The organism is Pseudomonas cuatrocienegasensis (assembly GCF_900110925.1).
Taxonomy (GTDB): domain Bacteria; phylum Pseudomonadota; class Gammaproteobacteria; order Pseudomonadales; family Pseudomonadaceae; genus Aquipseudomonas; species Aquipseudomonas cuatrocienegasensis.
The window spans coordinates 171,307-184,749 of the sequence record NZ_FOFP01000002.1; the positions used below are offsets into that span (position 1 = coordinate 171,307).

A 13,443-nucleotide genomic window follows, 5' to 3' on the forward strand; every position below is an offset into this window, starting at 1 on the left:
TCCCTCCCGATCAGTCGAGCACACCCGCCGGCAACGGCGTGCGGCTACGCCACTGGCTCAGCGCCAACCCGGCGAATACCAGCGCCACCGCGAGCAACTGCTCGCCCACCAGGCGCTCGCCTAAAAACAACGCGGCGAACACCAGGGTGAACACCGGGATCAGGTTGATAAACCCGGATGCCTGGCTGGCCGGCAAGCGGCTGACGCCCCAGTTGTACAGCCCATAGGCCAGCACCGTGACCAGCACACCCAGATAAACCACCGCCCCCAGGCCACGCGCACTCACTGTTTCGGGCACGGGGGCGGAAACCAGCGCCAGGGGCAAAAAGAACAGGCTGCCGACGAAGGCCACCAGGGCCGTGAGAAAGAACGCCGAATAGCGTGACGACAGGTGCTTGAGCAGCAGCGTGTAGCCCATGGCGCAGAGCATCGCGAGAAACTCGTAGAAGTTGCCCAGCAGCGCATTGCTCGCATGGACGTCGCGCTCACCCACCAGGCTCAGCCAGACAGCGCCGACCACGGCCAGGAGAAAGCCGGCCAGGGTGGTCCGGCTGATGCGCTCACGCAAAAACACAAAGGCACCCATAGCCACCAGCAGTGGCAACAAGGCGGTGATCATGCCGGCCTGGGAAGCACTGGTGTGCTGCAGCGCCAGGGCCTCGAAGATAAAGTACAGGCAGGGTTCGCAGGCGGTCATGGCCAGCAGGTATTTCCAGTCACCGGCGCGGTACTGGATGCGCCCCCGCCAGCGCCAGGCCAGTAGAAAAACCAGGCTGCCGCAGAGCATGCGGCCGAAGATCACCCACATCGCCGGTAGTTCGGCAAAGGCCAGCTTCAGGGCAATAAACGAACTGCCCCACAGCGCCATCGCGACTACCAGGCACACTACCGCGCCTACCCTGCCCCCGAACGCCATACCCAGCTCCTTTTATAGGTCGCCAGTGTAAGAGCGTCCCAAAAAGGTGCATAGATACAGCCAGGCTGCAGAAGTGTTTAGCAGGCCGTTGAAAAACTACCTGCGTTGGCAATACTGCGTTAAAAACGGCCTCGGAATGCTCATTTACAACTCGTAAACTCCGCTTCCTCGGCCGTTTTTGCCTTGTCTTGCCTGCCTCGCCTACGTTTTTCAACAGCCTGTTAGCCGGCGATCACTGCTCCCAGGGGCGACCGCGGGTGCGCTCGCTCAGGCGCAGCTTCTGCTGCAATGCGGCCTTGGCCAGCATATGGGCGCTGACTGGCGCGGTGATAAACAGGAACAGGGCGATCAACAGTTCGTGCAAGCTCAGGGTGCCATCGCCTGCGCCGAAATAGATCAGCGAAGCGATGACCATGCCACCCACCCCGAGTGTGGTGGCTTTGGTCGGGCCATGCAGGCGCATAAAGAAGTCCGGCAGACGGTACAAACCAATGGCACCGATCAGGGCGAATAGGCTGCCCAGCAGCAAAAACAGCGCAATCAGTGCTTCGATCCAGAAATTCATCGGGCATTCCTCATTCGATGATGTCGCCGCGCAACAGATACTTGGCCACCGCCACGGTGCCGACGAAGCCCATCACCGCGATCAGCAGCGCAGCCTCGAAGTACAAATCAGACCCCAGCCAGATACCCAGCAGCACCAGCAAAGCGATGGCGTTGATGTACAGGGTATCCAGCGCCAGGATACGGTCCGGCATATCCGGACCTTTGATCAGCCGTGCCAGGGTCAGCACCAGAGCCAGACCGATGATCATCGAGCACAGTGGAATTACGTAGACGAGCATGTGAATACCTCCAGCAACGGGGCTTCGTAGCGCTGTTTGATTTCGGCCACGGCAGCCGCCTCATCAACCACATTGAGCCCGTGCACGAGCAGGGTCTTGCGGTCATCGCTGAGATCGGCCGAGACCGTGCCAGGGGTCAGCGAGATCACGCTGGCGAGCATGGTCAGGGCGAGCTCGTCTTCCAGCAGCATGGGTACCTCGAAGAATGCCGGCTGCAGTTTGTCCGGCGAACCCAGGATCAATTTCGCCACCTCCAGGTTGGCGGTGACGATGTCACCCAACACCCGCAGAAAGAACAGGCACAGCTTCACCGGCTTGTGGATGCGCGGCGGGTGATCCCAGAACACCTGGGTGACCAGGGGAATCAGCACACCGAGCAGCGCACCGAGCAGCCAATGGCCCAGGCCGAAGTTGTTCATCAGCAGCAACCAGACCACCAGCAACAGCAGGCTCAACATCGGCTGGGGCAACCAGCGACGCGTGCTCATTGCGCACCTCCATTAAGCGTCTGGCGATACTGCGCCAGATCATGGACCTGAAGGGCTGCGGCATCGACGAACTCGATGATTGGCGCGGCAAAGACCACCAGCAGCGGGCTGAGCAGCAGCAACCCGAGACAGGCCAGCAGGCGCCCGCGGTCGAGTTCGGCACTGTCCAACTGATCGCGCCCGACCCGCCAGAACAGCGTGCTGCCGGCGCGGCTCAGGGCAATCAGCATACCCAGGCCACCCACCAGCACCACCGGCCAGAGGAACAGCGCCTGTACGCACGGCTCCAGCGCCCGCAGCAGCAGCAATTTGCCGATAAACCCGGAAAGTGGCGGCAAACCGGCCACGGCAATGGCGCCGAGGAAGAACAGCGCGCCCAGTACATGGGGGTTCTGCAACGCCGGCCCTTGGACCAGGTCACCGTGTTTTTCCCCACGCTGCCGGCTGATCAGGTCTGCGAGCAGGAACAACCCGCCAGCCACCCAGGTGCTGTGCACCAGATAGAACAAGGCTGCCGACAATGCCTGGGGCGTACCGATGGCTACGCCCGCGAGCAAGGTGCCGACTGACACCACCATCAGGTAGGCGACCAGGCCTTGTAGCGTCACCGCCGCCAGCGCACCGATCACCCCCAATCCCAGGGTTAGCAGGGCCAAGGGCCACAGCCAATCCTGCACCATATTGGCCAGGGAACCGGCCTCGTCACCGAAGATCAGCGTATAGACGCGGATGATCGAATACAGGCCGACCTTGGTCATGATCGCGAACAGCGCCGCCACCGGCGCCGTCGACGCCGCGTAGGCCCGCGGCAGCCAGAAGTACAGCGGCAACACCGCCGCTTTAAGGCCGAACACCACCAGCAGCAGTAAACCTGCAGCGCCCAGCAGCGGTGCCTGGTCGGCATCGGCGGCGGCAACCCGCTGAGCCATATCAGCCATGTTCAGGGTGCCGGTAATGCCATACAGCACGCCGACCGCAATCAGGAAGAACGCCGAGCCCACCAGGTTGAGCACCACATAGTGCAGGCCCGCCCGCACCCGCTGCGCCCCGCCACCGTGAACCAGCAGCGAGTAGGAAGCGATCAGCAGGATCTCGAAGAACACGAACAGGTTGAACAGATCGCCCGTGAGGAAAGCGCCGTTGATGCCCATCAACTGGAACTGGAACAGGGCATGGAAGTTATGACCGCGCTCATCGTCACCGCGTACCGCGTAGGCCAGGGCAAAGAAGCCGAGCACGGCAGTCACCACCAGCATCAGCGCGCTAAGGCGGTCGAGCAGCAGGACGATACCGAACGGCGCCTGCCAGTTACCCAGGGCATAGCTCTGCAGCAGACCCTGGTCGGCCTGCAGCAGCAGCCACAGGCTCAGCGGCACCAGCAAGCCGGCGCTGGCCAGCGACAGCAGACGCTTGAACTTCAACCGCAGGTGCGCGCCACACAGCAGCAGGCTGCCGACGAACATCGGCAACAGAATCGGCAGAATCAACGCATGGTTCATCAAGCGGACTCCCGGCCATCGACGTGGTCGGTCTGGGTTTCACCGACACTGCGCAAGGCCAGCACCACCAGAAAGGCGGTCATGGCAAAGCCGATGACGATCGCGGTCAGCACCAGGGCTTGCGGCAAGGGATCGCCATACACGTCGCTGCGCCCGATCACCGAGGCAGCACCGGTCTGCAGGCGGCCCATGGCGAAGAGGAACAGGTTGACGGCGTAGGAGATCAGCGTGAGCCCCATGACCACCGGAAAGGTCCGCGCGCGCAGCAGCAGGTAAACGCCGCTGGCAGTCAGGATACCCAGGGTTACGGCAAACAATGCTTCCATTTCAGACTACCTCGTGTCCGGCCTTTTCCTGGGTCAACTTGCCCAGGTTGGCGAGAATCAGCAGGGTCGCACCGACAACCGTCAGGTACACGCCCAGGTCAAACAGCATGGCGCTGGCCAGTTCGATCTCGCCGATCAGCGGGATATTGAAATGCCCGAAGGTCGAGGTCAGGAACGGCCGCTCGAAGACGAAACTGGCCAGGCCGGTGACCCCGGCGACCATAACCCCGGCGCCCGCCATGCGGTGGTAGTTCATCGGCAGACGCTGCTGGGTCCAGACGATACCGCTGGCCACGTACTGCAGGATCAGCGCCACAGCTGTCACCAACCCGGCAATGAAGCCGCCACCCGGCAGGTTGTGCCCGCGCAAGAAGATGAATACCGAGATCAGCAACGCCATCGGCAACAACACCCGCGACAGGGTTTCGAGGATCAGCGGATGGCGATCCCGCGCCCAACTACGGCCTTGGGCATCGGTGCTCGGGTGGACCAGGCGCAGGCCGTCGAGCATGGCGTAAATACCTACCCCGGCAATGGCCAGTACGCTGATCTCGCCGAGGGTATCGAAGCCGCGGAAGTCCACCAGAATCACGTTGACCACGTTGGTCCCGCCGCCGCCACTGACACTGTTGGCCAGGAAGAACGCCGAGATGCTCTCGTAGGGCCGCGTCAGCACAGCGAATACCAGCATCGCCACCATTACCCCGCAACCGATGGCCAGGATGAAATCGCGCAGGCCACGGATGCTGCTCGACTCACCGCGGGTCTGTGCCGGCAGGAAGAACAGCGCCAGCATCAGCAGCACGATGGTCACCACCTCGACCGACAACTGGGTCAGCGCCAGATCCGGTGCCGAGTAGCGGGCAAAGGCCAGGGCCACCAGCAGGCCGACCACGCTGAGCATCAGCAAGGCAACCAGGCGCTGACGATGGAAAACCACCGTGGTCATCGCCGCCAGAGCCAGCATCACCATGCCCAGACCGGTAATGGGATCAATCGGCGACAAGGCCACCGAGCCTGACATCTGCGGCAACGGCGCCAGGCCAACGGCCACTACCACCAGCCCCGAGCCCAGTAAAAATGCCTGGTAACGCTGCAGTGAACCGTCTTCCAACCAGTTGGTGAGTCGTGCACAACCGCGCACCAGGCCGAGCATGGCGCGCTCGAACAGCAAGCTCGCATCCAACGTCGGCAGGCCCGCGTACCAGCGGAACAGCGGCTGGCGACAGAGGTAAACCAGGATACCGCCCAGCAACGCGATCACGCTCATCAGCAACGGCAGGTTGAGGCCATGCCAGATCGACAGGCTGTACTCCGGCAAATTGCCGCCCAGGCTCGCCGACGCGGCGGCGGCCAGCAGCGGCGCCACGGTATAAGCCGGCACAACCCCCACCAGCAGGCAGAGGAACACCAGTATCTCCACCGGCACCTTCATATAGCGCGGCGGCTCATGGGGTGGGTACTTGGGCAGGTTGATCGGCTCGCCGTTGAAGAACACATCGTGGATAAAGCGCAGCGAATAGGCCACCGAGAACACCCCGGCCAGGGTCGCGGCCGCCGGGATAACCCAGTTGAAGCTGCCCAGCAGATGCTGGTTGAGGGTTTCGGTAAAGAACATTTCCTTGCTCAGGAAGCCATTGAGCAAGGGCACCCCGGCCATGGCCGAGGCGGCGACCATGGCCAGCAACGCGGTGTGCGGCATGTACTTCCACATGCCGTTTATTCGCCGCATGTCGCGGCTACCGGTTTCGTGGTCGATGATCCCCGCCGCCATAAACAGCGAGGCCTTGAAGGTCGCGTGGTTGATGATGTGAAACACCGCAGCCACTGCAGCCAGGCGGGTATCCAAACCAAACAGCAGGGTGATCAGACCAAGGTGGCTGATAGTCGAGTAGGCCAGCAGCCCCTTGAGGTCATGCTGGAACAACGCCATACCGGCGCCCACCAGCAGGGTAATCAGGCCCGTGATACTGACCAGATAGAACCACCACTCCGAACCCGCCAGCGCCGGATACAGCCGCGCCAGCAAAAACACCCCGGCCTTGACCATGGTCGCCGAGTGCAGATACGCCGACACCGGTGTCGGCGCCGCCATGGCGTGGGGCAACCAGAAGTGGAACGGGAACTGCGCGGACTTGGTGAACACGCCCAATAGCACCAGCACCAGCACCACCGGATAGAGCTCATGGGCACGAATCGCATACCCGGCAGCCAGCACCTGGGACAGCTCGAAGCTGCCAGCGATATGGCCGAGCAGCAGCACCCCGGCGAGCAGCGCCAGGCCACCGCCACCGGTGATCGCCAGGGCCATGCGCGCGCCCTTGCGTGCATCGGAGCGGGCGCTCCAGAAACCGATCAACAGGAACGACGACAGACTCGTCAGCTCCCAGAACATCAGCATCAGCAGCAGGTTTTCCGATAGCACCACGCCGAGCATCGCGCCCATGAACAGCAGCAGGAAGGCGTAGAAACGCCCCGCTGCCTCCTGCTTGGACAGGTAATAGCGCGCGTAGATGATGACCAGAATGCCAATACCCAGAATCAGCAAGGCAAACAGGAAGCCCAGGCCATCGAGGCGCAGGCTGAGGTTGAGCCCCAGCGCCGGCAACCACTCGAGTTTGACCCGCGTCACTTCACCGGCGAACACACCGCCCTGTTGCGACAGCAGCAGGATCAGCGCAGCCAGCGGGGCTATCCCAGCGGCCACGGAACAGGCCGAACGCCCCAGCCGCTCGGTGAGCAGCGGCAGAATCACGCCCAGAAACGGCAAGGCGATAATCAGCGCAAGCACCATAAAAGAACCCCTTGTGCAAGCCAGCCGCGCAATATGCAGCCGTCAATAGCGTCCAGAATATACAAGGCCGCGTAACGTTGTACGCGGCCAGTGGGACCTCAAATTAGGCAGGTCTGCGCCTGCTGTGTGGCCTAACCCCTTGTCGGCACAGCACAATCTTCCGATTATCCATACCTATCGACAAGTCGTCTTGGATAGAAGTATTACAAAACTCTCGGCAAAGGCCGAGCCCATGCGACCCTCTGTCTCACCCTGCCAACGCAAAGTTGGCACAGCCAATCACCAGGCAAGAAAAAGCCGGATCAGCCTGCACTGATCCGGCTTGTTTTACTCACTTAGTGAGAAACGCGACTGGTGCCATTGACGGTGAGAATACGTACCCGCTCACCGACGCGGAAAATCTGGTTCTCTTCCACCGCCTGGACATAGGCACGCATGCTGCCGTCGTCCTCACGCACGGTGATTTCCACACCCTGGGTACGGGTGATCCCTTCTTCAGTCGCCGCCCCCAGCAGGCCACCGGCGACTGCACCAATCACCGCAGCCACGGCGCTGCCACGTCCGCCACCAATGCCACTGCCGGCAACACCGCCGACAACCGCACCAGCACCCGCGCCAATTGGCGTCTTGGTACCCTCGATCTTGACCGGGCGCAGCGACTCGATAGTGCCCATACGCACGGTTTGCACGGTGCGTGCTTCGTCTCGCGAGTAAGTGTCACCCGTCAGGCTGGAGGCGCAACCGCCGAGGGTCAGCGCCAGGGCCGTGAACGTGGTGACGAGTAATGTAGGTTTACGCATGGAGCAACCCTCCGGGTGATTTGCCTTATTAGACAGCGCCCGCTCCGACACTGTCACGACTGTTAGACGAATAAACCGCGATGCCCCTACCCTATCAACGCTTGGCAGCCTGGGCCAAGCGCCACACCCGAGCGATGTCGCCGGCCCGGGCTCGCAGCTGCGCGGCGGCATCGGCGCAAGCCTGTTCCAGCGTGATAGGGCCAGGCGTCAGGCTGAATGCCGCATCGATACCCGCGGCATACAACTGCTCATAACCCTCGCCCAGGCTACCGGCCAACGCCACCACCGGAACACCCGCGGCTTGGGCCTGACGGGCAACGCCTACCGGCGTCTTGCCATGCAGACTCTGCTCATCCAGACGACCTTCGCCCGTGATCACCAGATCGGCACCGCGCAACGCATCTGCCAGTTCAGACAACTCGGCCACCAGTTCGATCCCTGGGCGAAAGCGCGCACGCAAAAATGCTTTGGCGGCAAAGCCCAGGCCGCCAGCGGCGCCCACCCCAGGAAACTGACTGAAGTCTTCCCCCAGCGTGCCGGACACGACCCATGCCAGGCGACTTAGCGCAGCATCGAGCTGTGCAACCTGCGCAGGCGTGGCGCCCTTCTGCGGTCCGAAAACCGCGGAAGCGCCCTTGTCGCCACACAAGGGGTTGTCGACATCCGCCGCCACCTCAACCTGGACGTCGAGCAAACGCGGATCAAGCCCGGTCAGGTCGATCTGATCAAGTTGCGCCAGGGCCGCGCCGCCGGGTGCCAGGTCGCGCCCTGCCGCATCCAGGAAACGCACGCCCAACGCCTGCAGCAAACCGGCACCGCCATCGTTGGTGGCACTGCCGCCGAGGCCGAGGATGATGCGCTGGGCGCCAGCGTCCAAGGCCGCGCAGATCAGCTCACCAGTCCCCCGGCTGCTGGCCACAGTGGCATCGCGCTGCTCGCGCGCCACCCAGTGCAAGCCACTGGCCGCCGCCATCTCGATCACCGCAGTGGCATTCTCCAGCCAGCCCCAGTGGGCCAGCACCGGCGCCCCCATTGGGCCGCTGACCTCACATTCACGGCGCTCGCCCCCGGTGGCCGCCAGCACCGCATCCACTGTCCCCTCGCCACCGTCAGCCATCGGCCGCAGGCACAACTCGGCCTGCGGGTAGACATCCGCCCAGCCGGCGGCGATAGCCTCGGCCACCTGGGGGGCGCTGAGGCTTTCTTTGAAGGAATCGGGGGCAATAACGATTTTCATGGATCAAACCTCGAAGGCAGCGACGTCGCACAACCCTCAGTCACGCTTGAGGGGCGACGGACACAGGACGAACGCGCAGCCCGTAGGCCGCGCGTCGGTTATGAGAGGGTTAGCAGGCCGTTGAAAAACGTAGGCGAGGCAGCCAGCGCAAGGCAAAAACAGGCGAAAAAGCGCAGTTTACAAGTTGTAAATGAGCATTTTGAGCCTGTTTTTAACGCAGCGATGGCAACGTAGGTAGTTTTTCAACAGCCTGTTACAGCAGCACCAGGCTCAGCAGCCATACAGTGATAATCCCGGTAACACCCTGGATCAGGGTGGCAACGGTTTGCGCACGGTAGGCCGTGGCAACCGTCATGCGGCTGAACTGGGTGACTACCCAGAAGAAGCTGTCATTGGCATGGGACACCGTCATCGCCCCTGCGCCGATGGCCATCACCGTCAGCACCCGGCCCATTTCGCTGTCCAGGCCAAGCTGGCCGAGCAGCGGCGCAACCAAGGCCGAGGTGGTGACCAGCGCCACCGTGGTCGAGCCCTGGGCGCTTTTCAGCGCGGCCGCCACCAGAAATGGCATGAACAGACCGATGCCCAGAGCCGACAGCGTGGTGCCCAGGTAATCGCCCAGCGGGGTAATCTTCAGCACCGCACCAAAGGCACCACCGGCACCGGTAATCAGCAGGATCGGCGCCGCTGCGAGAATCCCTTCGGCAACCCGATCATGCAGTTGCTGACGCTTACCGGTGCCGCGCAGCAGCGTGCAAGCCAGCGCCAGACCCACCAGTAACGCGACCACAGGCTGGCCGAGGAAACCCAGCACACTGAACAGCGCGCCCTCACCCAGCGGCTTGCTCGGGAACGCCGCCACTGAGCCCAGACAGATCAGCAGGATCGGGATAAAGATCGGTGCAAAGGCCTGGAACGGCGTCGGCAGCGTACCGTAGCGTGCCTTCAGCTCGGCGAAGTCCTGTTCGGCCGGCAGCGGCAGGCCATCGTCTTCGAGCGCGATATCCTTGCCGATAAAGCGGTTGGCCCAGAACATCCCCGCCAGCGCGGTAACCAGGGAAACCAGCAGGCCAACGGCGATCACCAGGCCCAGGCTCGATTCCAGCCCCAGGTTACCGGCCGCGGCGATCGGCCCCGGCGTCGGCGGGACGAACGTATGGCTGGCATACAGACCGGTGGCCAGGGCCACGCTCATGGCGATGACCGACACCTTCATACGTGCGGCCAGGGCATTCTTCAGCGAGTTGAGGATCACGTAGCCGGAATCGCAGAACACCGGGATCGACACCAGATAACCGATGATCGACACGGTCAGCGTGGGAAAGCGCTCGCCGAGCAGGCGAATAACCGTTTCGGCCATGGTAATGGCGGCGCCGCTGCGCTCCAGGATCACCCCGATGATGGTGCCCAGGGCAATCACGATACCGATATAACCGAGAATGCCGCCAAAGCCACTGGTGATGGTTTTGACGATTTCACCGCTGGGCACTTGGTAGGCGAACCCCGCGAGGAGAGCGGCGCCGAGCAGAGCGAGGAAGGGATGCAGTTTCAAGCGTGTGGTGGAGAGGACGATGAATGCGATCAACGCCACCAGAATCAGGACCAGGACCATGCCGAGGTCTCCTCATTGTTGTTATGGGTACGGGGTGCCCGTGGGCGAAGCATTGTCACTCTGCCTAACCCGACAACGCCTGAGACAGCCGCACAAGAAAATTACGTCTGAAGGCAGCTGTTATTGTGCAAACGCCCAGTGAAACGATTTAGTGGGTAATACCAACACCGCAACCGCTTCAGTCCACCAATCCCAGTCCAAGGGACAGCTGCAGGCGCTGATCCAGGCGCATGACCTCTACGCCACTGAGCTCGGCAATCCGCTCCAGGCGATAACGCAAGGTGTTGCGATGAATGCCCAGAGCCTGGGCGCAGGCCTGCACCTGTCCATCGTGGGCACACCAGGCTTCCAGGGTCTCGCGCAAGGTACCGTTGCCATCCTGCGCCAGCAGGCGCTTGAGCGGCGCCAGCCAGCCCTGCAGCAGCCAGCTGTGGCGCTGGGCATAGAGCAGCGTTGGCAGGCGCTGCTCTTCCAGGCGCAGCACGCGCAAAGCGGGGAAACGTGCGCGGGCATAGGCTTGCAGATCGCGCAGTGCCGCGCAGGCCTGGCGCAGCTCATTGAGGTCATGCAGCGGATCGCTGATCACCAGGCGCCTGACCGCCCACTCGCGCTCATCGGCATGGCGGAGCCAGGCCTCATCGTCCCGCACCGCCAGGGATCGACACCAGAGCAGCTCGCGGCTGCCCAGCGGCGCGCAAAGGTAATCGGTCTTGTGGTTGAGCGCGGCCAGCAGCTTGTCCTGACGTGGCAGGGGGTCGCCCTCCTCACTCAGCTCGACCAGGCACACCTGGCACGGCCAGACCAGCGTCAAGCCGATACGCTCGGCCTCGGCACGCAGGCTGCTGAGCGCCTGGGTGGGATCGAACAGCTGACGCAACCAGGCTTCCAGCTGATGCCGCTGCCAATGCCGCTCGGCCTGCAACTGACGCTGCTCGACCAGCATTTCAGCAGCCATACGCACCAGCTCGGCGTAAGGCCGGACGGTTTCAGGGTCACCGGTAATGCCTAGCACGCCGATCAACTGATCGGCATGCAACAGCGGCAAGTTCACGCCTGGCCGTACGCCGCGCAAACAGGCAGCGGCCTGCTGATCAATCTCCACCACACGCCGATTCGCCAGCACCAGCTGCGCGCCTTCATGGCGCGTGTGCAGCCGCGCCGGATCACCGCTGCCGATGATCATGCCCTGGGCATCCATGACATTGATGTTGTGCGGCAGGATGGCCATGGCGCGATCAACGATATGTTGCGCCAGGGCAGAATCGAGTTCGAGCATGGAGTGTTCAGCCTGCACGAGAGAAAAACTGCAGCAAAACCACGGATCGCCGCGCGACCCGCAGCTATCAGGGCGCCAGCCGCTCGCGCACCCAGCGCTCTGCATCAAGGCGGTAATTGAGGCGGTCATGCAGGCGACTGGAGCGCCCTTGCCAGAACTCGATACGCTCGGGCAGCAGGCGGTAACCGCCCCAGTGCGGCGGACAATGCGGCGCCTGATCGAGAAAGCGCTGCTCGGTCTGCAGCAGCAGATTTTCCAGCTCGCCGCGATCAGCGATCACCCGGCTCTGCGGCGATGCCCAGGCGCCCAGGCGGCTGCCCAGCGGGCGTACCTGAAAGTAGGCATCCGAATCGCTCGGACTGACCTTTTCCACCCGCCCTTCGATGCGCACCTGGCGCTCCAGGCTCGGCCAGAAAAACGTCATGGCAGCGAACGGCCGAGCAGCCAGTTGCTCGCCCTTGGCGCTGTCGTAGTTGGTGAAGAAGGTGAAACCGCTGGCATCCAGCCCCTTGAGCAGCAGCACGCGGCAGTGCGGGCGGCCATCGGCATCCACGGTAGCCAGGGTCATGGCATTGGGCTCGACCGGCGGTTGCTCGGTCTTGACCGCATCGGCAAACCACTGGCTGAACAACGCCAGGGGTTCGTCGGGGGCCTGCGCTTCGGTCAGGCCATCTCGGGTGTAATCGCGGCGCATGTCCGCCAGGGTCTGGGTCACGGCGAAACCCTCACATTAAGGAAGGTGCCTAGCTTACCCGCCCCACTCTTACTTGGCTTGATCCACAGCAACCACTTTGGCACCCGCTGCCGCTTTGGCCTTGGTGCCCTCGTCCTTGGCTGGCTCGGCTGCAGCGACGGCGACCGCTGCGGGTTCGGGGGTGCTGTACTTGGCAACCAGCGCTTTCATGGTCGGCTGTGCGGTCATCAGCATCTCGACACGGCGGTTGAGGGCACGACCGGTGACGCTGTCATTGGCGGCGCGCGGCATGTCCGGGCCCATGCCCTTGACCATCAGGCGGTCCTGCTTGAGGCCGCTAAGGCGGAAGATCGCCGTGAAAGCGCGAGCGCGCTCATGGCTCAACTCGCGGTTACGCTCCAAGGAGCCACTGCTGTCGGCATGACCCAGGACCAACAGGGCTACTTTGTTGTCTTTCTCCATCAGCTTGGCGATGCGGGTGATCGGCCCCAGGGTCGCCGGCAGCAACATGCCTGGACGGTCAGGGTTGAACGAAGCATCGACCGGCGCGGTGACCACCAGCAGGTTCTCGCGGCGCTCCATTTCAAAGGTGCTGCCCTTGATCGCCTCGCGCACCAGCGGCTCGTACTCGTCGAGCCAGGCCTGGGTCACTTCCGGCGGTGGCATGGGTACCGCGGCCTTTTTCGGCTCCTGCTTATCGAACAGCGAGCAGCCAGTGAGCAGGACGCACAGCGAGAGCGCAGCAATCTTGTTATCGAACATCAGTCATCCACATTCAGAGTCGGTCGGAGGAACCGGCGCAGACCTGCACCGCAGCCAAAAAAGCCAGATTGCGCGGGAGTTTAGCCGAGCTTGCAGCAAACAGGCAGCAGACCGTCAGCGAAGTTTCGCACCCATAGAGCACGGCGTGACGAACGGTTAGAGAACATTGGTAACAATACCAACCTGCACACCCT

At 62.9% G+C, this 13,443-nt stretch carries 12 protein-coding genes and 1 pseudogene; all 13 read right to left on the minus strand.

Annotated features, from left to right (window positions below):
* Positions 1 to 10: 10 nt before the first annotated feature.
* Entirely contained in the window at positions 11 to 916 is a 906-nt protein-coding gene (locus BMW49_RS03680; protein ID WP_069515945.1) for a DMT family transporter, read from the minus strand.
* 232 nt (positions 917 to 1,148) lie between these two features.
* Entirely contained in the window at positions 1,149 to 1,481 is a 333-nt protein-coding gene (locus BMW49_RS03685; protein WP_069515946.1) for a Na+/H+ antiporter subunit G, read from the minus strand.
* A 10-nt stretch (positions 1,482 to 1,491) separates the two neighbouring features.
* The gene (locus BMW49_RS03690) at positions 1,492 to 1,761 is read right to left on the minus strand and encodes a K+/H+ antiporter subunit F (RefSeq protein WP_069515947.1); all 270 of its coding nucleotides are present in this window, start codon (positions 1,759 to 1,761) and stop codon (positions 1,492 to 1,494) included.
* Positions 1,746 to 2,249 carry a Na+/H+ antiporter subunit E gene (locus BMW49_RS03695; RefSeq protein ID WP_069515948.1) on the minus strand — a complete coding sequence of 168 codons (504 nt, stop codon included), beginning with the start codon at positions 2,247 to 2,249 and terminating at the stop codon, positions 1,746 to 1,748. The genes BMW49_RS03690 and BMW49_RS03695 overlap by 16 nt, the downstream gene beginning before the upstream one ends.
* A complete protein-coding gene (locus BMW49_RS03700; RefSeq protein WP_069515949.1) occupies positions 2,246 to 3,748 on the minus strand; it encodes a monovalent cation/H+ antiporter subunit D in 1,503 nt (500 codons plus the stop codon). Before BMW49_RS03700 ends, BMW49_RS03695 begins: the two co-directional genes overlap by 4 nt.
* A complete protein-coding gene (locus tag BMW49_RS03705) occupies positions 3,748 to 4,074 on the minus strand; it encodes a Na+/H+ antiporter subunit C (protein WP_069515950.1) in 327 nt (108 codons plus the stop codon). Before BMW49_RS03705 ends, BMW49_RS03700 begins: the two co-directional genes overlap by 1 nt.
* Before the next feature lies 1 nt (position 4,075).
* On the minus strand, positions 4,076 to 6,868 hold the full coding sequence (locus BMW49_RS03710; RefSeq protein WP_069515951.1) for a monovalent cation/H+ antiporter subunit A: 2,793 nt from the start codon (positions 6,866 to 6,868) through the stop codon (positions 4,076 to 4,078).
* Between the two features lie 335 nt (positions 6,869 to 7,203).
* Complete coding sequence (locus tag BMW49_RS03715; RefSeq protein WP_069515952.1) at positions 7,204 to 7,668, minus strand: outer membrane lipoprotein; 465 nt, start codon at positions 7,666 to 7,668, stop codon at positions 7,204 to 7,206.
* A gap of 94 nt (positions 7,669 to 7,762) precedes the next feature.
* Positions 7,763 to 8,905: a glycerate kinase gene (locus tag BMW49_RS03720; protein ID WP_069515953.1), complete on the minus strand. Its 1,143-nt coding sequence runs from the start codon at positions 8,903 to 8,905 to the stop codon at positions 7,763 to 7,765.
* Positions 8,906 to 9,158: 253 nt separating this feature from the next.
* Positions 9,159 to 10,517: a GntP family permease gene (locus BMW49_RS03725; RefSeq protein ID WP_069515954.1), complete on the minus strand. Its 1,359-nt coding sequence runs from the start codon at positions 10,515 to 10,517 to the stop codon at positions 9,159 to 9,161.
* Positions 10,518 to 10,695: 178 nt separating this feature from the next.
* A complete protein-coding gene (locus BMW49_RS03730) occupies positions 10,696 to 11,793 on the minus strand; it encodes a sugar diacid recognition domain-containing protein (protein WP_069515955.1) in 1,098 nt (365 codons plus the stop codon).
* A gap of 67 nt (positions 11,794 to 11,860) precedes the next feature.
* Positions 11,861 to 12,508, minus strand: a complete 648-nt coding sequence (gene pdxH, locus BMW49_RS03735) for a pyridoxamine 5'-phosphate oxidase (protein ID WP_069515956.1) — start codon at positions 12,506 to 12,508, stop codon at positions 11,861 to 11,863.
* A gap of 51 nt (positions 12,509 to 12,559) precedes the next feature.
* A pseudogene (locus BMW49_RS03740) lies at positions 12,560 to 13,249 on the minus strand (OmpA family protein); the annotation flags it as partial.
* Positions 13,250 to 13,443 lie beyond the last annotated feature (194 nt).

Coding starts and splice junctions, on each gene's coding strand:
- BMW49_RS03680 (WP_069515945.1), bottom strand. CDS start 916: ATGGCGTTCGGGGGCAGGGTAGGCGCGGTAGTGTGCCTGGTAGTCGCG.
- BMW49_RS03685 (WP_069515946.1), bottom strand. CDS start 1,481: ATGAATTTCTGGATCGAAGCACTGATTGCGCTGTTTTTGCTGCTGGGC.
- BMW49_RS03690 (WP_069515947.1), bottom strand. CDS start 1,761: ATGCTCGTCTACGTAATTCCACTGTGCTCGATGATCATCGGTCTGGCT.
- BMW49_RS03695 (WP_069515948.1), bottom strand. CDS start 2,249: ATGAGCACGCGTCGCTGGTTGCCCCAGCCGATGTTGAGCCTGCTGTTG.
- BMW49_RS03700 (WP_069515949.1), bottom strand. CDS start 3,748: ATGAACCATGCGTTGATTCTGCCGATTCTGTTGCCGATGTTCGTCGGC.
- BMW49_RS03705 (WP_069515950.1), bottom strand. CDS start 4,074: ATGGAAGCATTGTTTGCCGTAACCCTGGGTATCCTGACTGCCAGCGGC.
- BMW49_RS03710 (WP_069515951.1), bottom strand. CDS start 6,868: ATGGTGCTTGCGCTGATTATCGCCTTGCCGTTTCTGGGCGTGATTCTG.
- BMW49_RS03715 (WP_069515952.1), bottom strand. CDS start 7,668: ATGCGTAAACCTACATTACTCGTCACCACGTTCACGGCCCTGGCGCTG.
- BMW49_RS03720 (WP_069515953.1), bottom strand. CDS start 8,905: ATGAAAATCGTTATTGCCCCCGATTCCTTCAAAGAAAGCCTCAGCGCC.
- BMW49_RS03725 (WP_069515954.1), bottom strand. CDS start 10,517: ATGGTCCTGGTCCTGATTCTGGTGGCGTTGATCGCATTCATCGTCCTC.
- BMW49_RS03730 (WP_069515955.1), bottom strand. CDS start 11,793: ATGCTCGAACTCGATTCTGCCCTGGCGCAACATATCGTTGATCGCGCC.